General features: G+C 67.6%; 21 protein-coding genes. 14 read left to right on the top strand and 7 right to left on the bottom strand.

Annotated features, from left to right (window positions below; all coding sequences use genetic code 11):
* Nucleotides 1-371 precede the first annotated feature (371 nt).
* Nucleotides 372-590: a hypervirulence associated TUDOR domain-containing protein gene (locus YM304_RS19950; RefSeq protein WP_041298476.1), complete on the bottom strand. Its 219-nt coding sequence runs from the start codon at nucleotides 588-590 to the stop codon at nucleotides 372-374.
* A gap of 351 nt (nucleotides 591-941) precedes the next feature.
* The gene (locus YM304_RS19945) at nucleotides 942-1298 is read right to left on the bottom strand and encodes a DUF427 domain-containing protein (RefSeq protein ID WP_041298475.1); all 357 of its coding nucleotides are present in this window, start codon (nucleotides 1296-1298) and stop codon (nucleotides 942-944) included.
* Nucleotides 1299-1687: 389 nt separating this feature from the next.
* Between YM304_RS19945 and YM304_RS23245 the strand changes: the two genes are divergently transcribed.
* The 4 genes from YM304_RS23245 to YM304_RS24400 all read left to right on the top strand — a co-directional run bounded on the left by YM304_RS23245 (nucleotide 1688) and on the right by YM304_RS24400 (nucleotide 7396).
* A complete protein-coding gene (locus YM304_RS23245; RefSeq protein ID WP_015443537.1) occupies nucleotides 1688-3112 on the top strand; it encodes a hypothetical protein in 1425 nt (474 codons plus the stop codon).
* A 334-nt stretch (nucleotides 3113-3446) separates the two neighbouring features.
* The gene (locus YM304_RS19930; RefSeq protein WP_015443536.1) at nucleotides 3447-5672 is read left to right on the top strand and encodes a catalase; all 2226 of its coding nucleotides are present in this window, start codon (nucleotides 3447-3449) and stop codon (nucleotides 5670-5672) included.
* Between the two features lie 33 nt (nucleotides 5673-5705).
* Nucleotides 5706-6083 carry a hypothetical protein gene (locus YM304_RS19925; RefSeq protein WP_015443535.1) on the top strand — a complete coding sequence of 126 codons (378 nt, stop codon included), beginning with the start codon at nucleotides 5706-5708 and terminating at the stop codon, nucleotides 6081-6083.
* Nucleotides 6084-6718: 635 nt separating this feature from the next.
* Complete coding sequence (locus tag YM304_RS24400; protein ID WP_051071519.1) at nucleotides 6719-7396, top strand: pyridoxamine 5'-phosphate oxidase family protein; 678 nt, start codon at nucleotides 6719-6721, stop codon at nucleotides 7394-7396.
* Nucleotides 7397-7814: 418 nt separating this feature from the next.
* Here the strand turns inward: YM304_RS24400 and YM304_RS19910 are convergent, their stop codons facing one another.
* From YM304_RS19910 to YM304_RS19890, 5 genes are all read right to left on the bottom strand, one after another.
* Nucleotides 7815-8225 carry a hypothetical protein gene (locus YM304_RS19910; RefSeq protein WP_015443531.1) on the bottom strand — a complete coding sequence of 137 codons (411 nt, stop codon included), beginning with the start codon at nucleotides 8223-8225 and terminating at the stop codon, nucleotides 7815-7817.
* Nucleotides 8226-8368: 143 nt separating this feature from the next.
* Nucleotides 8369-9319 (bottom strand): class II glutamine amidotransferase, encoded by a 951-nt coding sequence (locus tag YM304_RS19905; RefSeq protein WP_015443530.1) that lies wholly within the window; start codon nucleotides 9317-9319, stop codon nucleotides 8369-8371.
* Nucleotides 9320-9481: 162 nt separating this feature from the next.
* Nucleotides 9482-10675: a CaiB/BaiF CoA transferase family protein gene (locus tag YM304_RS19900; RefSeq protein WP_015443529.1), complete on the bottom strand. Its 1194-nt coding sequence runs from the start codon at nucleotides 10673-10675 to the stop codon at nucleotides 9482-9484.
* On the bottom strand, nucleotides 10672-11529 hold the full coding sequence (locus YM304_RS19895) for an alpha/beta fold hydrolase (RefSeq protein WP_015443528.1): 858 nt from the start codon (nucleotides 11527-11529) through the stop codon (nucleotides 10672-10674). The genes YM304_RS19900 and YM304_RS19895 overlap by 4 nt, the downstream gene beginning before the upstream one ends.
* Nucleotides 11526-12860: a MalY/PatB family protein gene (locus YM304_RS19890; protein ID WP_083908503.1), complete on the bottom strand. Its 1335-nt coding sequence runs from the start codon at nucleotides 12858-12860 to the stop codon at nucleotides 11526-11528. The genes YM304_RS19895 and YM304_RS19890 overlap by 4 nt, the downstream gene beginning before the upstream one ends.
* 23 nt (nucleotides 12861-12883) lie before the next feature.
* On the opposite strand from YM304_RS19890, the gene YM304_RS24395 reads away from it, so the two are divergent.
* The 10 genes from YM304_RS24395 (at nucleotide 12884) to YM304_RS19840 (ending at nucleotide 21629) form a co-directional block, all read left to right on the top strand.
* Nucleotides 12884-13558 (top strand): isochorismatase family protein, encoded by a 675-nt coding sequence (locus YM304_RS24395; protein ID WP_015443526.1) that lies wholly within the window; start codon nucleotides 12884-12886, stop codon nucleotides 13556-13558.
* A complete protein-coding gene (locus YM304_RS19880; protein WP_015443525.1) occupies nucleotides 13555-14346 on the top strand; it encodes a methionine ABC transporter ATP-binding protein in 792 nt (263 codons plus the stop codon). Before YM304_RS24395 ends, YM304_RS19880 begins: the two co-directional genes overlap by 4 nt.
* Nucleotides 14343-15035 carry a methionine ABC transporter permease gene (locus tag YM304_RS19875; protein WP_015443524.1) on the top strand — a complete coding sequence of 231 codons (693 nt, stop codon included), beginning with the start codon at nucleotides 14343-14345 and terminating at the stop codon, nucleotides 15033-15035. Before YM304_RS19880 ends, YM304_RS19875 begins: the two co-directional genes overlap by 4 nt.
* Before the next feature lie 164 nt (nucleotides 15036-15199).
* Nucleotides 15200-16090, top strand: a complete 891-nt coding sequence (locus YM304_RS19870; protein ID WP_015443523.1) for a MetQ/NlpA family ABC transporter substrate-binding protein — start codon at nucleotides 15200-15202, stop codon at nucleotides 16088-16090.
* Nucleotides 16081-16824 carry a VOC family protein gene (locus tag YM304_RS19865; protein ID WP_015443522.1) on the top strand — a complete coding sequence of 248 codons (744 nt, stop codon included), beginning with the start codon at nucleotides 16081-16083 and terminating at the stop codon, nucleotides 16822-16824. Before YM304_RS19870 ends, YM304_RS19865 begins: the two co-directional genes overlap by 10 nt.
* Nucleotides 16821-17504, top strand: coding sequence for a GntR family transcriptional regulator (locus YM304_RS19860; protein ID WP_015443521.1), 684 nt, complete (start codon nucleotides 16821-16823; stop codon nucleotides 17502-17504). The genes YM304_RS19865 and YM304_RS19860 overlap by 4 nt, the downstream gene beginning before the upstream one ends.
* Nucleotides 17488-18438 (top strand): polysaccharide deacetylase family protein, encoded by a 951-nt coding sequence (locus YM304_RS25155; RefSeq protein ID WP_041300893.1) that lies wholly within the window; start codon nucleotides 17488-17490, stop codon nucleotides 18436-18438. Before YM304_RS19860 ends, YM304_RS25155 begins: the two co-directional genes overlap by 17 nt.
* Nucleotides 18428-19339, top strand: coding sequence for a polysaccharide deacetylase family protein (locus YM304_RS19850; RefSeq protein ID WP_015443519.1), 912 nt, complete (start codon nucleotides 18428-18430; stop codon nucleotides 19337-19339). The genes YM304_RS25155 and YM304_RS19850 overlap by 11 nt, the downstream gene beginning before the upstream one ends.
* A complete protein-coding gene (locus tag YM304_RS19845) occupies nucleotides 19336-20736 on the top strand; it encodes an MmgE/PrpD family protein (RefSeq protein ID WP_015443518.1) in 1401 nt (466 codons plus the stop codon). The genes YM304_RS19850 and YM304_RS19845 overlap by 4 nt, the downstream gene beginning before the upstream one ends.
* Nucleotides 20733-21629: a hydroxymethylglutaryl-CoA lyase gene (locus YM304_RS19840; protein ID WP_015443517.1), complete on the top strand. Its 897-nt coding sequence runs from the start codon at nucleotides 20733-20735 to the stop codon at nucleotides 21627-21629. The genes YM304_RS19845 and YM304_RS19840 overlap by 4 nt, the downstream gene beginning before the upstream one ends.
* The last annotated feature ends 14 nt before the right edge of the window (nucleotides 21630-21643 follow it).

Here is a 21643-nt window from a genome sequence, read left to right as displayed (position 1 = left end):
CGCCCTGTCGTCGATGCACTGGCCATCGCCTCCGTCGAAGCGCAACTGGCCACGACCGACCGACTCGAGGCGCAGTCGGCATGAATGCGAACTGTCGGTGCGAGGCATCCGGGTAGTCGGGGATGACGATCGCACAGACCACGATGGGAACATCGTGCGCGTTGGCGCGTTGGATCGCATGTTCGAGCGCCGGGTTCTGCTCCGCCCGCTGCGCGGCCTGCATCCAGTACACGACGTATCGCCCGTCGGCGTCGACGTCGGCATCGTTCAGGGTCCGAACGCGTTCCGGTTCGACCGTCGCCGTGCTCACGGAATCAGTGCTCCCCCGACATCGCCGACAGGGAGACGCTCACCGCGTGGCCTCGAGCGGCTCACGCCGAGCGCAACTCGGATGCCGACTTGAGGACCTCGCTGCCGTCCTCCTGTTCGACCAGGTACGCCGGCTCGTCGTCGGTCGCGTTGCGGGTGACCTCGGTTCCGTCGAGCGTTCGGCTCACTTTCGAAGTGAAGCGCTCGGTCACCTTCCCGCTCGCCGTGCCGTTGCCCCAGTCCCATTCCACGGAGTCACCGATGTGGATTTCGTAGCTCATGGTTCGATTCTGCACCCGCGTCCGACGCCGTGAGAGATCCAGCTCCCGTCGCGCCGACCTCAGGGTCGCCGCGACGACGGCTCGGCGATCTCGCGTCCTCGGCGATCGTTCGTCCTCGGTGATCCTTCGCGTCCTCGCGTCGCAAGGTCGCAGCACAGCCGGGTCGTCGTGACGCCGGATCGTCGCGACGTCGGGTCGTCGTGCCGCCGGATCGTCGCGACGTCGGGTCGCTGCGACCTCGGTGCGGGCGGGGTGAGCGCACGTCAGAGGCGCTTGTCACGCGGTCGGCCGACCAGCGTGCCGAGATCGAAGCAGCGTTCGAGGGCTCGACCGATTCGAGCTGCGAGCGATTCAGGCGGGGGAGCCGTCGACCAGGATCTCGGCTCGGTTGGCGAAGAAGGCGACGTGTCCGGCGATCTCTTCGGCACCTTCTTTGGGCTGTTCGTAGCTCCAGGCGATGGCGTCGTGGGTGCGACCGCCGGCGTCGATGGTCCAGTACGAGGCGTCGCCCTTGAACGGGCAGTGCGTGCTCAGTTCGATGGGGCGGGCCTCGACGACGAGATCGGACTTCGGGATGTAGTACGTCGTCGGGAGGCCGGTCTCTTCGAGCAGGACGGGCCGCTGAGCACTGGCGACCACCTCACCGTCGAGGCGAACCTCGACGTGAACGTCTTCGGCGTGCGTGGTGATGGTGTGTCCCTGCGTCATGGTCGGTCCAACAGGCACCCCCACCCACCTATTCCGTCACCCACCCGGCCTCACCCAATCCGTCCAGTCACCACCCACGAGGATGATTTCTGCCCAGGCTCAAAGTGTCCGCGTGAGGGTGATTTTCGCCCAGGCTCAGAATCGTCGCGTGAGGGTGATTTCTGGCCTGGCTCGGAGTGGTCGCGTGAGGGTGATTTCTGGCCTGGCTCGGAGTGGTCGCGTGAGGGTGATTTCTGGCCTGGCTCGGAGTGGTCGCGTGAGGGTGATTTTTGCCCAGGCTCGAGATCGTCGCGAGGGGGTGATTTCTGGACTGGCTGAAAATCGCCTTCGGGATGGGCTGGCGTGGACTGGATGATGGCTGGTTCACGGCGGGAAGGGAAGATGACCTCATGGCCTGCGCTCCCCGACCCCTTGCCGCCACGCTCGCGGCCGCCCTCCTCCTCGCCGCGAGTGCGTGCGGGGGCGGCGATGATTCGTCGACGTTGACACTGACCGCACAGTCGTCGTCGGGAGAGGCCGAGGTGTCGTACCAGCTCGACAACGATGCGCGAGTCACCGAGACCGTGACGACGCCGTGGGAACAGACGGTCGACGTCAGCGGCGTCTTCGAGCTCGATCTCGGGATCACCAACCTCGGCGAGACCGGCACCGTCGCCTGCGGTATCGAGTATGCGGCGTCGTCGCTGTCGAACCCGTCGGCCACCGGTCAGGCCGCAGCCGACTGCATCGTGTCGGGATCTTCTCGAGGCGGCACGTTCACCATGTCGTCATCGTCGTTCGGCACGCCGTTTGACGACGCGGCGCCCGACGTCGCGGCGCCCGACGACGCGGCGCCCGACGACGATGAGACGGACGAATCAGGCGATGAGACCGATGACGGCGCGACTGCCGATGGCGGTGTCACCGCCGACGATGGCGCGGCCGACGATGGCGCGGCCGACGGTGACGCCGCAGATGATGATGCGTCCGATGGCGAGATCGCCGACATTCCGGACGGCATGTCGGCGGCACTGCTCTTCACCGACCCAGACGGCAACCCGATCGAGCCGGCGCAGTTCGATCGCGTGTGGGTGTCGATCGTGGTCGAGGGTGCGCTCGGCGCCGACGACGTGCAGGTCTTGGTGGAAGGGGAGATCGACGACGGCGAGTCCGTCATCAGCCTCAACGACCGTGAACGGCACGACGCCGACGACGTCGACTCGAACGGCCGACTGGTTCATGTGCTGCGCTCGTTCGATCTCGATCAGCCGGGGACGTTGCGCGCCGAGTTCGCCGGCGAGGTCAAGATCGACGACGTCGTCATCCCGGTCGACGATCGCGTGGAGATCGACATCGCCCCGACCGAGGTGGTCGTCGAGGCCCGCGAGCTGAGCGGTGGGTTCGTGATCCTCGATGTCGCGTCGGTCGCTGAGACCCTCGAGGACGTGCCTGCACAACGCTCGTCGGCCATCGCCGATCCGGAACCAGTCAGTGTCGGTGATCTCCGGGGGATCGCCGGCGTCGGGGTCGGCGACAGCGATGTGGCCGTGTTCCAGGTGGTGTCGTCGCAGTCGACCACGGTGGAGGAAGTGGCCGACGTCATCGAGGCGTTCCTCAGCGAAGCGGCCGACGTCGAGCGCTCGGCGGCAGAGATCGACGGCCGCGAGACCATCCGGCTCACCTTCGAGGCAGCGGGTTCGGGCACTGGCGACGTGCTGGCGATCGACGGGGAGATCGTGTTCGTGCAGGCTCGATGGTCGACGGGAACGGACGCCCAAACGATTCGTGACTCGATCCGCTTCGACCCCTCGCGACTCCTGCCAGCCGACGAGTAAACCGCTGCGCCCGCCCGCGCCGCCCGAGCGATGCCACCCACCCCACCCGTGAGGGGGGGGGATCTTTGGCCTGGGCAGAAATCGTCGCGAGCCCGGTTTGGGGGTGATTTTTGGCCTGGGCAGAAATGGTCGCGAGCCCGGTTTGGGGGTGATTTTTGGCCTGGGCAGGAATCGTCGCGGGTGTGGCTTGCTGGGTGGTCTCGCGGTCGTTGGATTCGGTGGCGGTCTCGCCTGGGGATGGCGACACGGACCACGACATTGACGACTAAGAACTTGACTAGAACTTCGCAGAACGGGGTACTCCTCTCTCGTCCCACGAGCGAGAGGAGCACCCATGCCCAGCAACACGACCAAGAACGCAGCCAAGAAGAACGCGGCCAAGAAGAACGCGGCCAAGAAGAGCGCGGCCAAGAAGGCACCGAAGAAGCAGAGCGCGGCGAAGAAGAACGCCCCCAACCAGACGTCGAAGAAGCAGACGGCCGAGCAAACGGCAAAGAACACCACAGGCCCGAGCGATCGACCGAGCGACTCCGCCACGCATCAGACCGCCGGGGACGGCGTCGCCACCATGACGACGCAGCAGGGCGTCGCGATCGCCGACGATCAGAACAGCCTCACCGTCGGTACGCGCGGACCGGTCTCGCTGGAGGACTTCCAGCTCCGTGAGAAGCTCTTCCACTTCGACCACGAGCGCATCCCCGAGCGGGTCGTCCACGCCCGCGGGTATGGCGCCAAGGGCTACTTCGAGAGTTACGACGACCAGTCGCAACTCACGGCCGCCGCACCGTTCAGCGAAGCCGGAAAGCGCACCGAGGTGTTCGTCCGGTTCTCGACGGTGGCCGGCAGCGCCGGTTCGCCCGACCTCGCACGCGACACCCGTGGGTTCGCCGTGAAGTTCTACACCGATGCCGGCAACTGGGATCTCGTCGGCAACAACATCCCCGTGTTCTTCATCCAGGACGCCATGAAGTTCCCCGACCTCGTCCACTCCGTCAAGCCCGAACCCGATCGCGGGTTCCCGCAGGCCCAGTCGGCGCACGACAACTTCTGGGACTTCGTGTCGCTGATGCCCGAGTCGATGCACCACCTCATGTGGGTGATGTCGGATCGCGGCATCCCGCGATCGTTCCGGATGATGGAAGGGTTCGGCGTGCACACCTTCCGCTTCGTCACGGCGTCGGGCGAGTCGTCGTACGTGAAGTTCCACTGGAAGCCGAAGCTCGGCGTCCAGTCGGTCGTGTGGAACGAAGCCGTCAAGATCAACGGCGCCGATCCCGACTTCCACCGCCGCGATCTGTGGAACGCGATCGAAGCGGGCGACTACCCGGAATGGGAGCTCGGCGTGCAGGTGTTCGACGACGCGTTCGCCGACGAGTTCGACTTCGACATCCTCGACGCCACGAAGCTGATCCCCGAGGAACTCGTTCCGGTGACCCCGCTGGGTCGCATGGTGCTCGATCAGCGGGTCGACAACTTCTTCGCCGAGACCGAACAGGTCGCGTTCTGCACGCAGAACGTCATCCCCGGTATCGACTTCACGAACGACCCGTTGCTCGCCGGTCGCAACTTCTCGTACCTCGACACGCAGCTGAAGCGCCTCGGGTCGCCGAACTTCACGCATCTCCCGGTCAACGCGCCGCGCTGCCCGGTCGCGCACTTCCAGCAGGACGGCCACATGGCGATGCAGTCGCTGTCGGGCCGGGCCAACTACGAGCCGAACTCGTGGGGCGACGACGGCGGACCCCGGGAGAATCCCGACACGGGGTACCGCTCGTTCCCGGCCGAGGAGGGCGGTGAGAAGCGCAAGCTCCGCCCCGAGTCGTTCGCCGATCACTACAGCCAGGCGCGGATGTTCTACCGGAGCCAGACCGAGATCGAGCAGCAGCACATCGCCGACGCGATCGTGTTCGAGTTGTCGAAGGTGGAGACACACGCGATCCGCACTCGGATCGTGGCGAGCCTCCTCAACGTCGACAACGACCTGGCGCAGCAAGTGGCCGATGGCCTGGGTATCGACGAGATGCCCGACCCGCTCGAACCCGAAGCGACGCCGATCGACGTGGCGACCTCGCCGGCGCTCAGCATGCTGGCCGACGACCTCGAGTCGTTCGCCGGTCGCCGCCTCGGTGTGCTCGTCTCGAACGGTGCCGACGCGAAGACGCTCCGGATGCTGCGCAAGGCCGCCGAAGCCGAAGGCATGATGGTCGAACTCGTGGCCGCCACTCGCGAGGGTGTCAGCGACAGCGACGGCAACAGCTTGCAGATCGCCGAGAAGATCGACGGTGGTCCGTCGGTGCTCTTCGATGCCGTCGCCGTGGTGACCACCGAGGAGGGTGCGAGCAAGCTCGCGGCGATGCCGCCGGCTCGGGACTTCGTCTCCGACGCTCACGCTCACGGGAAGTTCGTTGCTCACGTCGGCGCTGCTGCGGCGATCTTCGACAGCGCCGGCGTCGACACCGGCGCGGCCGGGTACACCTCGCTCGACGGGAGTCGCAAGAACGCCGATGCGTTCATCGAGTCGTGCCGCAGCGTGCGTGCCTGGGACCGTTCGACGGACTGAACCGCCGTCGGTCAGCACGAAAGACGTCCGGCGATGACGCGGTGGAGCGAGGTGCGAGAGCGCGCCGAGACCGATCGCGTCATCGCCGGTCGACGTTGGCGGGTCAGCGATCCGGCGCTCGACGACGACCTGCGTACCGAGCTCGTCGCCGGATTGATGAGCGCCCGGCGAGCGGTGAAAGCTGCGCTCGCAGCCGACGACGACGAGGCGCTGCGCCGTGCCCGCGACGCAGTGCACGACGCCAAGGTCGCGCTGGGGGAGCGTGGCCCGAAGTGGTGGGAGCCGACCACGCCAGCCGACGACGCGTTCCGTCTCGCCGCCGCGACGCGCACCCTGTCGGCGCGCGACGGCTCGGACCCCGCTCCGGCCGAGCTCCGACCCCGCCTCGGTCTCCCCGACGAACACGCCTGACTCGCCGGGACCGCGTTCATCGAGGCATGGACCGTCGAGGCGTGGATCCGACGAGGCGTTGTCCGTCGATGCCGGCCGTCGATGCTGGGTCGTCGATGCTCGAGCGTCGACACCGGGTGCGCGACCTGCCGAATCCACGCTGCTGGTGCAGCGACGTGCCCAGGTCGTCGGCCTGCACCTTCGACTCCTGACACGACGACACCGGATGCTGCGCCGACTGGGCGCCGGCCAGCGTCGGCCTCAGTCGGGTCTCTTGCCGGGAACTGCGGGTTCGCTCCGTGGTGTGCACGGTGGTGCGACGGGGTGACGAGCGTCGCTTCGAGCTCCCGGTGGAACAGGTCGATCTGACCGGCCTTGGGGACGTGGTACGCCGGGATGCCGAGTAGTGGCATCGGCAGAAGGGCCGACGACATCCCCGGTCGAGGAGTTCGTCGTCCGCTGCCGGCCGCAAGCTCCGTCGTCGTGGGTCCGGTTCGAGGCGCCTCGGCAGCGGCGGTTCGAGGCGGTGCCTGCGGTCGGGTCGGCGAGGTCGACGAGTGCCGACGAGTGTCGATGAGTGCCGACGAGTGCCGATGAGGATCGACGTGTGACGACCGAGACGGATCGAATCGTGCCCATCTGGGTACCACTCCCTCATGACACAGGAACTCATGCCCGAACAGACCGATGACGTGTCGGCGCGTACCGCTGGCGTGTCGAACCACACCGACGGAACGGTGCGCGGACGCCTCGGGTCGGTGTCGTCGCGGTTCGCGGCGGCCGTATCGACCGGACTCTCCCGAGCCGCTGACCGTGTCGGTCGCCTTGCTTCGGAACGCGGCGACGGATCGAACGACGACCCCGCCGACGAACTGTCGCTGGAGCAGCTCATCGCGCGCGCCGGCGACATCCGGACCGTCATGGTCACGACCGTCGACGAGCGCGGCACGCTGTCATCGCGACCGCTCACCGTCCAGCGGATCGCCGACGACGGCGACCTCGCGTTCATCGTCGACCGGAATGCCGAGTGGGTGACCCAGGCCGTCGAGCCGATCAACGTCGCCTTCGTCGACGGCTCACGGACGTGGATCTCGGTCGCCGGACGAATGACCCTCGACGACGACCGAGCGGCACTCGACGAACTCTGGGATCCGATGACCGATGCCTTCTTCCCCGACGGCAAGAACGACGGACCGATCGTCCTTCGCGTGCTGTCCGATCGATGGGAGTACTGGACCGCGCCGAACCGTGCGATCCAGTTGATCGAAGTCGTGCGGGCGAAGTTCGGCGACGGCTCGACCGACCTGGGTGACTCGGGAGCCGTCGAGACCTGACCGCGAGGCCCGACGCGGATACTCGACGTCGCGACCCGGCGCCGACCACCCGAGAGCGGCACTCAGCGCCGCATCCTGGTGCTGACCCCGAGAGCGATGCCGACACGCCGGATTCGGTCGCTGACCGTCGACGTCGCGTGCAGTTGCAGGTTCCGGCGTCGAGTCGTGCGGTCGAGTCGTGACGGCGGGTCGGGTTGTTCCAGGGCACTGCGCAGTCGGGCTCGGGTCGCGGGACGTCGACCTCGAGCAGGGAGCCCGGCCCGGGCGAGAGCGTCACCGCTGCGTCGGCTTCGTCGCGCCGTCGCTCCCGGCCCGACACCGGACGTCGCATCCAGACGTCGACACGCGGTGGCGAGACATCGGATCGCCGGCGCGCTCAGTCCCTCGGCCCGGAGTCAGCGTCGCGTGCGGGGAGTCGTCAGTCGGTCTTCGAGCCGGTCTGCTCCGGTGACGAGCTGTCGGCACCGGTGAGGTCGACCTGTTCGAGGACGGCGGTGTCGATCTCGTTGGCGTTGGGGCCGTATCCCAGCGTCACGACGCCTCGCCGTGAGCACGACGGGCACACGGTCCAGAGCACGAGCATCAGGTCGGCTGCGTCGCTCGCGCCTTCGAGGCGCCGCTCGCGGGTGACCTCGAACTCGGTGGCCGGTCGTCGCTGGTCGCACGCCGTGCACTCGATGGCGCCTTCGTCGCGAGCGATCTGTTGGACGTCGTAGCCGTGGGCGGCTGCTTCGTCGAGCACGTCGAGCAGCGTGTCGGCGCCGGTCGCCGCTCGGTCGCCGGCACCCGGGGTCGGCTGGTTCGGTCGTGGAGTCGAGTTCTCGTTCATGTTGCTCCTCTCGTGGGGGTTGTGATCTGGTCTGGTCTGGTCTGGCTGGTCTGTTCTGTTCTGGCTGCGCATCGCCGACGCATCGTGACGTGCTGATCACGGTCGTCGGCGCCGTTGGCAGTGCGCCGCCTGGGTACACCGCGTCAGATGTCGAGCGTCGACACCGTCTTCGTGATGCCGCTCGCGGTCTTGTGCAGCGCGACCATCTCACCGAACTCGATGGTCGACCATTCGGAGGCGTCGTCGGTCAACGGTTCGGACGCGAAGATCGCCGACATCGCCTCGTCGACCGGTGTGACGTCGACGCCGTACGAGTTCTCGTGATCTTCGAAGTTGCGGCCGGTGAGCAGATACATCGGCTCGAGCAGCATCGACCGCGCGTGGTCGTCGGTGCCGGGCTCGGCCTCGCGGAGCTCACGCCAGTCGGCGGTCGCCACCGTGGCACCGTCGTGATCTGATCCGTAGTTCGCGCCGATGATCCGGTTCGGTGCCACCAGCGCGAGCTTCAACTTCGTCAGTTCGACTCGGTCGAGGCGCTTCATCGCCCGCAGGATCAGACGCAACATGGTTTCGAAGCCGCGTTGCACGTCGTCGTCCTCGTCGCCGTCGAGCAGCGACAGCAGGAGCACGTAGAGGAACTCGGTGTCGGTGGTCCCTCGCATCTGTTCGAGGTAACGGTCGTCGCAGTGCTCGAGCAGGTCGCGTTGGAGCACCTTCCAGTTCGGCAGGGCGCCGTTCTGGGCCATGATCCACGGTGTTCCCTCGTACGAGAACGGGTGGCAGTTCTCGTCGGTGAGGACCGTCGTGGAGTCGTACGCCGCGGCTCGAACATGCGCGAGCAACGTGCTCGCCTGCAAGCTCGGGATCACGCTGCGCGCGTTGTCGTCGTAGAACGCGGCCATCGGCCGGCGGTACAGCAACGGCTTCTCGGGCTCGAGCAGGTGGTCGCTCCACGCGCCGAAGCCCCAACCCGCGAGCTGGAGCAGCGGGTGGAGTTCGGGGTCGAGCGTCTGGTTGATCAGGCTGTTCTCGGGTGTGAGCAGCAGGCTCTCGAGTGGTATCTCGGGCCCGATGTAGGCCAGCACCCGGCACATGATTTGGCTCCTCGTTCGGTCTCGGCGATGCACACCCGCTCATCGGGTCGCTGCAGAGAGGGTCCCCGATCCGCGCCAGACGAAACCCAGACGAAGCTGTCCCGGAGTCCCGGAGTCCCGGGTGTCCCGGGGTCACGGGGCCACGGCGAGAGCCTCCCGACCTCAGATGACGCCGTCGGCGCGGAACTGGGCGAGCGTCTCGTCGTCGAAGCCGAGTGTTCCCTTGAGCACTTCGTCGTTGTGCTCGCCGAGCTCGGGGCCGACCCACTCGACGGCGGCGGGCGTCTCGGAGAACTTCGGGAACACGTTCTGCATGGCGAACGTGCCGAGCCGCGGGTGGTCGACCTCGACGATCGATTCACGGTCTTGGAAGTGCGGGTCGGCGAGCATGTCGGGGGCGCGGTACACGCCACCCGCCGCCACCTCGTGTTCGACCATGAGTTCGAGCACTTCGTCGGCGGTCATGGTCGCGGTCCATTCGGCGATCAGACCGTCGAGTTCGGCCTGGTGGGCGCCGCGGGCGAGGTGATCGACGAAGCGGTCGTCGGTGATCCACTCGGGCTTGCCCATCGCGTTGCAGAGGCGACGGAACAGCGTGTCTTGGTTGGCGGCGATCAGCACCCATTCGCCGTCGATCGTCGGGTAGAGGTTCGACGGTGCGACGTTGGGCAGCATCGGTCCGGTGCGCTCGCGCGTGAAGCCGCCGACGGTGTACTCGGGCACGAGCGATTCCATCACGGCGAGCACGGATTCGTAGATCGACGCATCGACGACCTGGCCGCGGCCGGTGATGTTGACGTGATGCAGGGCGGCCATCGCACCGAGCGTGGCGTAGATCGCGGCGAGTGAGTCACCGATCGAGATGCCGGCACGGCTCGGCGCGCTCGACGGGTCGCCCATCACGTAGCGCAGGCCGCCCATCGCTTCGCCGATCGAGGCGTAGCCGGGTCGCTTCGCGTACGGACCCGTCTGGCCGAAGCCCGACACGCGCACCATCACGAGCTTCGGGTTGATCGCCGAGAGTTCTTCCCAGCCGAGACCCCACCGCTCCATGGTTCCGGGGCGGAAGTTCTCGAGGAGGACGTCGGCGTCGGCGACGAGGCGGCGGACGATGTCTTGCCCGCGCTCGTCGCGCAGGTTGCACGTGACCGACCGCTTGTTGCGTGCCGCGATGGGCCACCAGAGGGTCTCGCCGTCGACGCGCTCGCGACCCCACTTGCGCAGCGGGTCGCCGACCTCGGGTTGTTCGAGCTTGATGACCGTGGCGCCGTAGTCGGCGAACAGTTGGCCGCAGTACGGCCCGGCGAGGAGTTGTCCGAGCTCGATGACCTTGATGTCGCTCATTGGGCCGTTCATGATGCGTCCTTCGTGTTCAGGGGGGTGGTGGTCGGGGTGTGGGTGCCGTTGGCCACGGCGTCGTAGAACTCGTTCAGCATGGCGTCGAACTGGATCTTCTGGTCTTTGCCGGCGATCACGTGGGCGATCTCGGGCCACAGCACGCCGCGGGCGTTGGGCATGGCGTTCTCGATGATCTGGGTCATGTCGGGTCGAGTGATCATGTCGCGTCCGGCGTGGACGATGAAGGTCGGACACGTCACCGACGGCAACTGGTCGAGGACGTCGTGTGACAGGCAGGCATCGACCAGGCGCGAGTGCGCGGCGGCGCGGCCGTCGAGGTCGCCCCACGCGCCGGTCGGACCGAGCAGCCGGTCGCGGTTCTCGTTGTAGAACTCCGACGTGAACGAGAAGGAGGCGACGAGCAGTTGGAAGGTCTCGAAGCCGGCTTCGAGGTGTGCTCGACGCAAGCCGTCGATCTGATCGTTGAAGGTCGGGTCGGGCTGCGCCCACGTTCCGGTCATCACGAGCGACCGCACGAGGTCGGGTCGGTGGATGGCGATCTGCTGACCGACGCAGGCCCCGAGCCCGACGAGCCCGACGATGTCGATGTTGGTCAGGCCGAGGTGGTCGAGCAGCGCGATGGCGTCGTGGGCGAGTTGCAGGGTGGTGGAGTCGCGGTCGGCGCCGTCGCTCGACTGGCCGACACCGGGGTAGTCGAACACGATCACTTCGCGGCTCGATCGGACTGCACGCGGCACGGCGCCGAGGCCACCGTGGCAGAACGTGCCCCAACCGCCCATCGCCAGCGCGGGTGCGCCCTCGCCGTGTCGTTCGTACCAGAGTTGGTGGCCGTCGATGTCGAGAATCGTCACTGTGTGTCCTTGGTGGTTCGAGGGGTGGTGGTTCGAGGGGTGGGGGTTGCGGAGGTCGGGGTTGCGGAAGTAGGGATTGCGGAGGAGCGGGTTGCGGCGTCGTGGGCGTGTCCGGCGGCGGTGATGCGGTCGAGCATCTCGGTGAAGATCTCGTCGGAGGTGCCGAAGTTGATGCGGACGTGGCCGGCGTAGTCGTCGCTGGAGCTGTCGACGAAGTAGTTGCCGGTCTCGACGCGCAGCCCGACGTCGGCGAACGCGGCCACGGGGTCACCGGCGATCGACGTGTCGGAGAAATCGGCCCAGTACAGGTAGCCAGCCTCGGGGGCTCGATGTACGACCCCGGGGAATGCTTCGTCGAGCGTCGCCGCGAGGCGGTCGCGATGACTGCCGAGGAGCGTGACCATCTGGCGCAGCCACTCCTGGGCGGGCGGTTCGAGCGCGGCCTCGGTCGCGAGCACGCCGAGGAGTGAGGGGCCCGAGCGCAGGCGTCGCGGAATCGCCAGCCATTCGTCGCGCCATGCGGCGCCGACGATCGCGGCACCGCACAGCAGTCCCGCGAAGCTCATCGCTTTCGACATCGAAACGAGGACCACGCAGTGCTCGGGTCCGGCGACCTCTGCGTACGAGCAGAAGTCGGTGCCGGCGTACGTGACCGGTGCGTGGACCTCGTCGCTGACCACCACGGCACCGCGCTGGGCGGCGATGCGTGCGAGCTCGACCAGTTCGCTCCGCTCGAACACCGTGCCGGTCGGGTTGTGCGGATGACAGAGGAGCAGCAGGCGAGCGCCGCCCGCGAACGCGCGGTCGATGCCGTCGAGGTCGAGACGCCAGCGCGAGCCGTCGTCGACGAGCGGGACGTCGACGCGGTGGCGGCCGAGTTCGCCCGGTGCGTCGAGAAACGGTGCGTAGACCGGTGTGGTCACCACGACCTCGCCGCCCGGTTTGGTGAACGCACGGATCGACGCGTAGAGGCCGGTGACCACGCCGGGGACGCCGAACACCGAATCGGGGTCGACGTCGACGCCCCACTCGGTGGCCAGGTGACGCGACCAGCTCGCGCGCAATGGTGAGGTCTCGTCGCTCGGTCGGTAGCCGACGTCGCCGCTCGTCACCGCCCGGACCAGAACGGACTCGACGCTCGGCGGCAGCCGGAAGTCGGTTTCGGCGACCCACGCCGGGATCGTGCCCGGTACCGTTTCCGACCACTTCATACCCGTACGTTGTATACAGTCCTCGGTCGACGCCTGGAACGGTCCAGCGTCCGAGGTGGCAGGAACGCTTGAATAACCGGCGTTTGGTGCCGTTTCGACATTTTCGCTGGACAAGCTCATCGGTAGAATGTATACAATACCGCATGACCTCGACGCAAGGGCTTTCGCTCCAGAGTGACGATCAGTACACCGAAGTCGGCGAGCTCTACCGTGAGCAGCGGATCGGCGGCGGTTCGGTGGGGTGGGGTGCGAAGGCAGCACTGCTCATCGTCGACTTCCAGCACCTCTACACCCGAGGTCGTGCATCGACCGGCCTCGAGGCGGTCGAGAACACCGTGCCCCTGCTGGCTGCAGCTCGAGCCAACGGCGTCCCCGTCGCATTCGCCGTCGTCGGCTACGAGGCCGAGGCCGTCCCCGACGATCACGCCTGGACGATGAAGTGCCCCGGGCTCCTCGAAGCCCGACGCGGTTCGGAAGCATCGTCGGTCGACCCGCTCATCGCGCCGATCGACTGCGAGATCGTCCACGTGAAGACGGTGCCCTCGGCGCTCTTCGACCCGACCGTGCGCGACGCGTTCCGATCCGCCGGCGTCGACACGATCGTCGTCGCCGGCACCTCCACGAGTGGCTGCGTCCGCTCGACCGTCGTCGATGGGGTGTCGCACGGCTTCCGCATGATCGTTGCGGTCGACTGTGTGGCCGACCGATCGAAACCGTCGTCCGATGCGGCGCTGTTCGACATCGACACCAAGTACGGCGACCTCACCACCTCCGCCGAGGTGTGCGCCAAGTTCACACAGATCGGAGCCGACGCATGATCGAACTGACCGGGGTGTCCAAGGAGTTTGGCTCCGGGTCCGACGCCGTCCAAGCGGTGCAACCGCTCGACCTGTCGATCGGGGAGGGCGAGATCGCCGGCATCGTCGGATTCTCGGGCGCCGGAAAGTCGACCCTCCTCCGACTCGTCAACCGTCTGGAAGAACCGACCACCGGTCGCGTGGTCGTCGACGGCACCGACATCACCAAGCTCTCCGGACGTCGACTTCGTGAAGCCCGGCGCCGCATCGGCGTGATCTTCCAAGGGTTCAACCTGCTGTCGAATCGCACCGCGCTCGACAACGTCGGCCTGGCGCTCGAACTCGACGGCTGCAGCCGAGCCGAACGACGGAAACGCTCGATGGTGGCGCTCGAACGCGTCGGTATGGCCGAACGCGCCAAGGCGTACCCCGCTCAACTGAGCGGCGGGCAGAAGCAGCGCGTCGCCATCGCCCGGTCGCTCGTGACCGAACCGAAGGTGTTGCTCTCCGACGAGGCGACGAGTGCCCTCGACCCGCACACCACGCTGAGCATCCTGCACTTCCTCCGCGACCTCAACGCCGACCTCGGCCTGACCCTGGTGATCGTGACGCACGAGATCAACGTCGTCAGTTACCTCTGCGACACCGTCTCGGTGATGGAGCGAGGAGCGATCGTCGAAGGCATCGACCTCCGAGACGGCCCACCAGAACCGAGTACGCCACTCGGTCGGTTCCTGTTCGAGTCGGCCACCGGCTGGGACGAAGACACCGTCCGGTTGGCCGAGCAAGTCGCAGGAGCAACCACATGATGTTCGCCGCAACCATCGCCGGGATCATCCCCGACGAAGTCATCGACGTGATGCCCGAGTTCCGCGAGGCGATCGGCGAGACGGCACTGATGGTGTCGATCTCGGTGACCGCCGCCCTCGTGTTCGGCACGCCGGTCGGCATCCTCCTGCACCTCGCACGCCGGGGTGGACTGATCAACAAGCCATGGCTCGCCGAGACGCTCGGCTGGATCGTGAACGTGATCCGTTCGTTCCCGTTCGTCGTGCTGGTCATCGCGATCATCCCGCTCACCCGGCAGATCGCGGGGACGGGCATCGGCCCGAAGGCGGCGGCGGTTCCGCTGTCGATCGCGGCGATTCCGTTCTACGCCCGGCTCGTCGAACAGAGCATCCGCGACGTGCCTCGCGGCCTCGCCGAGGCGGCGATCGCAGCCGGAGCGAGCACCTCGCAGGTCGTCCGCAAGGTGCTCATCCCCGAAGCGATGCCGAGCCTGATCGCCAGCTTCACCACCACGGTGATCAGCTTCATCGCCTTCAGTGCGACGGCCGGTCTCGTCGGCGGCGGCGGGCTCGGCGACCTCGCCATCCGCTACGGCTACAACCGCTTCATCGAGCCGGTCATGTACGCCGCCGTGATCGTGTTGATCGTGGCGGTGCAGATCGTCCAACTCGCCGGAACCATCGCAGTCAAGGTCGTCGACAAACGCTGACCGCGTCGGCAGGCGACCTCGCCCGGCACCCCGCTTCCGGCATCACGCGTCCTCCCACCATCCCCGAACCGTCCATCCACACCCCGCACCACCACCAACCACCCCACCACCAACCACCCCACCACCAACCACCCCACCACCCCCACATCAAGGAGACAGCCAGCATGAAGTTCCCAGCACCGACCCGAGGCGCGATCGCCCTCTTCACCGCCGCAGCGTTCGCGCTCGCCGCCTGCGGAAGCGACGACGACGCCGCCGAGACCACCGACGCCCCGGCAGCAGCCACCGACGACACGGTGGCCGAAGCCGAGACGATCGAGCTCGACATCGGCTTCATCCCCGGCCCGTACGCCGACATGTTCAAGGGCGGAATCGCTCCGATTCTCGAAGCGCAGGGCATCGAGGCGAACATCGACGAGATCAGCGACTTCACGATCCCGAACCAGGCCACGGTCGACGGCGACCTCGACATGACGATCTTCCAGAACGACGCGTTCATGGACGGCTACAACGCGGCCAACGGCTCCGACATCGTGTCGATCCTCAAGATCCCGTCGGCGCCGCTCGGCATGTACGCCGGCAAGGGCAGCGCCACGTCGCCCGCCGACATCGAAGACGGCGCGACGCTCGCGCTCACGTCGGAGGCGAGCAACCTGGCCCGCAGCCTCAACTTCCTCGAGACCCTCGGTCTCGTCGAAGTCGGTGAGGTTCCCGAAGGCGAGTTCGCCACCGAGAAGGACCTCACGTCGAACCCGAAGAACCTGAAGTTCGAACTGGTCGACGCCCCGCAGGTGCCGCGCACCCTGCCCGACGTCGACTACGGCGTCGCACTCGGCAACCACATCTACGCAGCCGACGGCGTGACCCTCGGTGACGCGATCGCACTCGAAGACGTGCCAGAGGCCTCGCAGATCACGGTGACCGTGCTCGCCGAGAACGCTGAGAGCGCCGGAGCCCAAGCGGTCGTCGCCGCCTTCGAGTCCGACGAGTTCCGTGCCTTCGTCGAGAACGACCCGAACTTCGCCAGCTTCGTGAAGCCCAGCTGGTGGAAGTAAGCCTCGACCACATCGGTCACCTCGTCGACTCGCTCGACGACGTCGCGGCGCAGCTCGTCGCCGCCGGTTTCCAGCTCACGCCCCCCGTGCAACTCGCACGGGGCGGCGGTGAGCCGACCGGCGGCGTGCAGCAGACGTTCGTGACGGCGTCGGGCTACGTCGAGGTCCAAGAACTCGCCGAGCTCGGACTTGATCATCCGCTCGAACACCTCTGGGAGTTCCGACCGGTGACCGCCGTCGTCGCCTGGTCGACCGACGACGTCAGCGCCGCGGTCGACGCAGCGCGCCGAGCCGGACACCAGACCACCGATCCCGTCACGTGGGCACGCGACACGCCCGACGGCGAAGCTCGGTTCTCGTTCGCGTCGCTCGTGCCGTCGCCGGCGTCGGGCGCACGACCCGGCCCGTTGCACGTGATCGTGCAGCACCACGACAAAGACCGCGTCACCGCGTCGTCCGAGCAACCGAATTCGATGTCGGCCATCATCGGCTACCGCACCGCGTCACGGCTCGTCACCGCGCTCGACCTGTCGGTCGCCCCCGCCGACCTCGCCGAGGTCACCGCTCCGGTCGACACCGTGATCGTCCGCGCCGACGACACCGACCGTCTCCTCGGCTCGATGTCGTCGATCGGCATCGAACCGACCGACCCATCGGGTCCCCAACTTGCCGAGGCCGTCGCCACGCTCGACGCGCGTGCGCTCCTCGGCGTCTTCATCGAGGTGTGTACATGACCGCCAAACCCACCGAATCGCACGACCACGTCGCCGTGGCGATGGCATCGCTCCGCTCGGCGATCGCCAACGGCAAGTATCCGCCGGGTCGTCGGCTCAAAGAAGTCGAGATCGCCGAGTCGCTCGACATGTCGCGCACCCCGGTGCGCGAAGCCATTCGCCGCCTCGTCGGCGAGGGGCTGCTCGAACTCACGCCCAACCGCGGCGCCGCGGTGCCGCAGTGGTCGGACCGCGATCTCGACGAGATGTTCGAAGTGCGCGCCCAACTCGAAGGATTCGCAGCCCGCCTCGCCGCGGCCCGAGCCACGCCGGAGGAAGTGACGTCGCTGCGCGAGCTGTGCGATCGGATGGAACGCTTCGGCGGACACGATCTGCGCGCCGAGGACTGGAACGAGTACGCCGTCATCAACAACCAGTTCCACCGCGACCTCCTCCGCGGCTCCGACAACCGACGCCTCGAAACAGCGGCGCTCGGTCTGATGGCACCCTCGCTCCTGCACAACCAGATCGCTCGACAGAGCACCGCGCTGCTCGATCGGTCGAACCAGCACCACGCCGAGATCGTCGACGCCATCGCGGCCGGCGACGAGTCGTGGGCCGAGGCGATCACCCGCACACACGTCGTGGCGACGCGCAACAAGTTCATCGCGGCGAGGGGTGACGATGCAGTCGCTCCGTGATGTGACCCCGTACTCGCCGATCGTCGATCGCCCGAAGCTCGAATGGCCCGGCGGCAAGCGCCTCGCGGTGTGGACGGCCCTCAACGTCGAACACTACGAGATGATGACGCCGCCCGCCGTCGGCCGCGTCACCTGGGATCGAGTGACCCACGAGCCCGACGTCCGCGAGTACTCGCTGCGCGACCACGGCAACCGGGTCGGCCTCTGGCGGACGCTCGAGGCGTACGACGCCGTCGGCATCGCGCCCACGCTCTCGCTCAACCTCGCCGTCCTCGACATGTTCCCGCGCATCCGCGACGAGATCATCGAGCGCGACCTCTGCGTCATGTCGCACGGCATCTTCAACACGCGCTTCCTGTTCGGGATGGAACCCGAGGAGGAGCGGGCGTTCTACACCGACAACATCGAGTCGCTCCAGCGACACACCGGTCACCGACTGCGCGGCATGCTCACCCCGGCGGTGAGCAACACCCCGAACACGCCGACGCTCATGGCCGAGATGGGGTTCACGTATCACGCCGACTGGGTCCACGACGACCAACCGGTCCCGCTCGACGTCGGGGTCGGCCGCATGATCTCGATGCCGTACTCGTACGACCTCAACGACGCCCCGCTCTGGGACGGACGCCCGTACTCGGGGGACTACCTCGTCGATTCGTGCATCGCGCAGTTCGACCGACTGCTCGCCGATGCCGAGCGATGGGACACCGGCCTCACGATGTGCATCGCGCTGCACCCGTATCAGATCGGTCAGCCGCAACACATCGGGCGTCTGCGCCGCATCCTCGACCACATCGTCGGCGACGACCGCGTGTGGCACGCCACCGCCGACGAGATCGCCGACCACTACCTCGAACACGCCTACGACGAACAGTTGGCCTACGCCCGCGATCTCGCCGCGGTCGGCGCAGCAAGGAGTTCCGATGCCCGCTGAGCGGCGTCCCGGTTACGACCACGAATGGTTCGACTACAGCGCCTTGGCCGACCGCCGGCGCCCGGGCAGCGGGGTGGCGGTCGTGCCGATCATCCTGCTCGAACTGTACGAAGATCCGCTTCCCGAAGGTTGGCCGCAACCGTCCTCGACGGCCGGTGGCCTCGACCGCGCGTTCCCCAACATCTCGCGGGTGTCGATGCGCGAGTACGGCCATCGCGTCGGGATCTTCCGACTGCTCGACGCGCTCGAGCGACACGGCGTGCGACCGACCATCGCGATCGACGCGATGACGGCCGAGGGCTACCCGTGGCTGGTGCAGCGCCTCGTCGACGCCGGTGCCGACTGGATCGCGCACGGCATCTCGGTGACGCGGCCCATCGGTTCGCACCTCACCGCGGAGGAAGAACGCGCCTACGTCACCGAGACGATCGAACGGCTCGCCGCATGTGGCATCGAGACCAACGGTTGGCTTGGGCCCGAGTACGGCGAGTCCGAACGGACTCCGGGCGTGCTGGCCGCGGCCGGGATGGAGTACGTCTTCGACTGGACGGGCGACGAGCAGTTCGTCGACTTCCACGTCGACACCGGACGGCTCACCGGCTTCCCGCTGTCGGCCGACCTCGACGACCAGACGACGCTCGCCAACCGGATGGCCGAACCCGCCGCCTACGGGCAGCACCTCGTCGACGCGGCCACCGAGTTGGCGATCGACGACGGTCGCGGCGCCCGCGTGCTGTCGTTCTGCGTTCGCCCGTGGCTGACCGGTCAGCCCTTCCGAGTCGGCGTGTTCGACCACTTCGTCGACGCCGTCGTCGACATCGACGGCGCGACCCTCACCCACTGGACGGATGCGGCCGCATCGCTTCAGACCGAACCTCTCCAGAAAGCAACGACTCGATGAACCAGTGGACCGGCCTCACCCGCCGTCTCGCCGAACACGCCGCCGGCCTCACGGTCGACCAGATCCCGGCATCGGCACTCGCCGCCACCCGCTCGACGATCTCCGACGCGCTGGCCTGCGCCATCGCCGGATCCGTCGTCGCCGACGACATCGTCGGTCCTGTCTCGGCGCTCGTCGCCGACACATCGGGCGGTCGATCGACGTCGATCCTGACCGGCGGATCGCTGCCCGCCGTCGACGCGGCGTTCCTCAACGGTGCCATCGTGCACACGATCGACTTCGACGACACGCTGATGGCGGTCGTCGCCCACCTCGGTTCGTCGGTGGTCACCTCGGCGCTCGCCGCGTGTGAGCACGTCGGTGCATCGGCCGAGACCTTCCTCGCGGCGGTCGTCGCCGGATTCGACGTCGGCGGTCGCGTGGGCCGCGCCGTCATGCCACAGCACTATCAGCGGTGGCACGCGACCGCGTCGCTCGGCGGGATCGCGAGCGCGGCGGCGGCATCGGTCGCGCTCGGTCTCGACGCGGCGGCGACCGAAATGGCACTCGGCATCGCGGCCGACGACACCGGCGGCACACGCGTGTGCATCCGCCAGGGTGACGTGACCAAGAGCCTGCATGCGGCCGCGGCGTCGCAGAAGGGCATGCGCGCGGCGCTGCTCGTGCACGCCGGAGCGATCGGCCCGGTCGGGCATCTCGAGCACGACTTCGGATTCTTCTGGGCCTACTCCGACGAGCGCGACCCGCACCGTCTTCCCGAACACCTCGACGATCTCGGCGAGCGGTGGGAAGTGGAGGAGAACGACCTCAAGGCACACCCGTGCATCCTGAGTTCGCACACCGCGGTCGAAGGGGTCGTGACCCTGATGAGCGAGCACGGCCTGAACGTCGACGGCATCGAGTCGGTCGAGTTGTTCCAGCCGCCGTACTCCGAACGCCATGGCGTCAACTACGAACCCGAGACCGCGATGGCGGCCAGGCTGTCGGTGCAGTACGTCGTCGCCGCAGCGATCCGACACGGCAAGGTCGGGCTCGAGGAGTTCGACGGGGGAGCGTGGCTCGACCCCGACGTGCGCCGTCTGATGGAGCGCATCACGATCACCCCCGATCCCGAACTCTCCACGCGCTATCCCGGGCAGGCGCCCAACCGCACCTGCATCACGACCGTCGGCGGGTCGACCCACGAGCTGGAGGTCGGCGTCGCGCTCGGCAGCCACCTGCGGCCGCTGCAGGGAGATGCTCTGCGCGAGAAGCACGACGCGTTGCTCGCTTATCGACTCGACGCGGCGGAGCGCGAGCGGTGGCACGGTGCGATCGATGCCCTCGGCGTCGGCGGTGACATCGCCGATCTGACGGCGTTGTTCGCTGCAGGCCGGTCGGAGGTCCAGGGTCGATGATGCCGTCGTCGATCGAGGTCCTCGAAGTCGGCGCCCGCGACGGGCTGCAGAACGAGGCGGTCACGGTGTCGACCGCACTCAAGCTCGAACTGATCGACCGACTGATCGGCGCCGGCGTGCGACGGTTGGAGACGACGAGCTTCGTCCATCCCGCCGCCGTGCCGCAGTTGGCCGACGCCGACGACGTGATGCGCGGCGTGTCGCGAGTCGACGGCGTGGTGCACCAGGGCCTCGTGTTGAACGAGCGCGGCTTCGATCGCGCGCACCTCGGGCTGTGCGACGAGATCAACGTCGTCGTGGTGGTCAGCGACGAGTTCAGCACGCGCAACCAGCGCATGACGACCGACGAGATGCTCGACGTCGTCGACGTGATCGCCGCTCGCGCTGCGTTGGTCGGGACTCCGATGTCGGTCACGCTGAGCGCGGCGTTCGGCTGTCCGTTCTCGGGCGAGGTCGACCCGGGCCGGGTGGAGGCGATCGCCGGCCGCATCGGGGCGCTCGCGCCGGCGCAGATCGCGCTGGCCGACACGATCGGTGTCGGCGTTCCGGCACAGGTGACCGACCTCGTCGACCGGTGTCGACGAGCCGCACCCGACGTCGCATTGCGGGCGCACTTCCACAACACGCGCAACACCGGATACGCGAACGCGTTCGCGGCGATCGAGGCGGGCGTCGTCACGCTCGACTCGTCGGTCGGCGGCATCGGCGGTTGCCCGTTCGCCCCCGATGCGACCGGCAACATCGCCACCGAAGATCTCGTCTACATGCTCGAACGGTCGGGGATCGACACCGGACTCGACCTCGACGAACTGATTCGAACCGCGCAGTTCGTCGGCGAGATCCTCGGGTCGACGGTGCCGGGCAATCTGAGTCGGGCCGGTCGCTTTCCCTGAGCTGCACGTGGGTC

It is taken from the genome of Ilumatobacter coccineus YM16-304 (genome assembly GCF_000348785.1).
In the GTDB taxonomy this organism is placed as follows: Bacteria; Actinomycetota; Acidimicrobiia; order Acidimicrobiales; family Ilumatobacteraceae; genus Ilumatobacter_A; species Ilumatobacter_A coccineus.
This window is presented reverse-complemented; position numbering and strand designations above follow the sequence as displayed.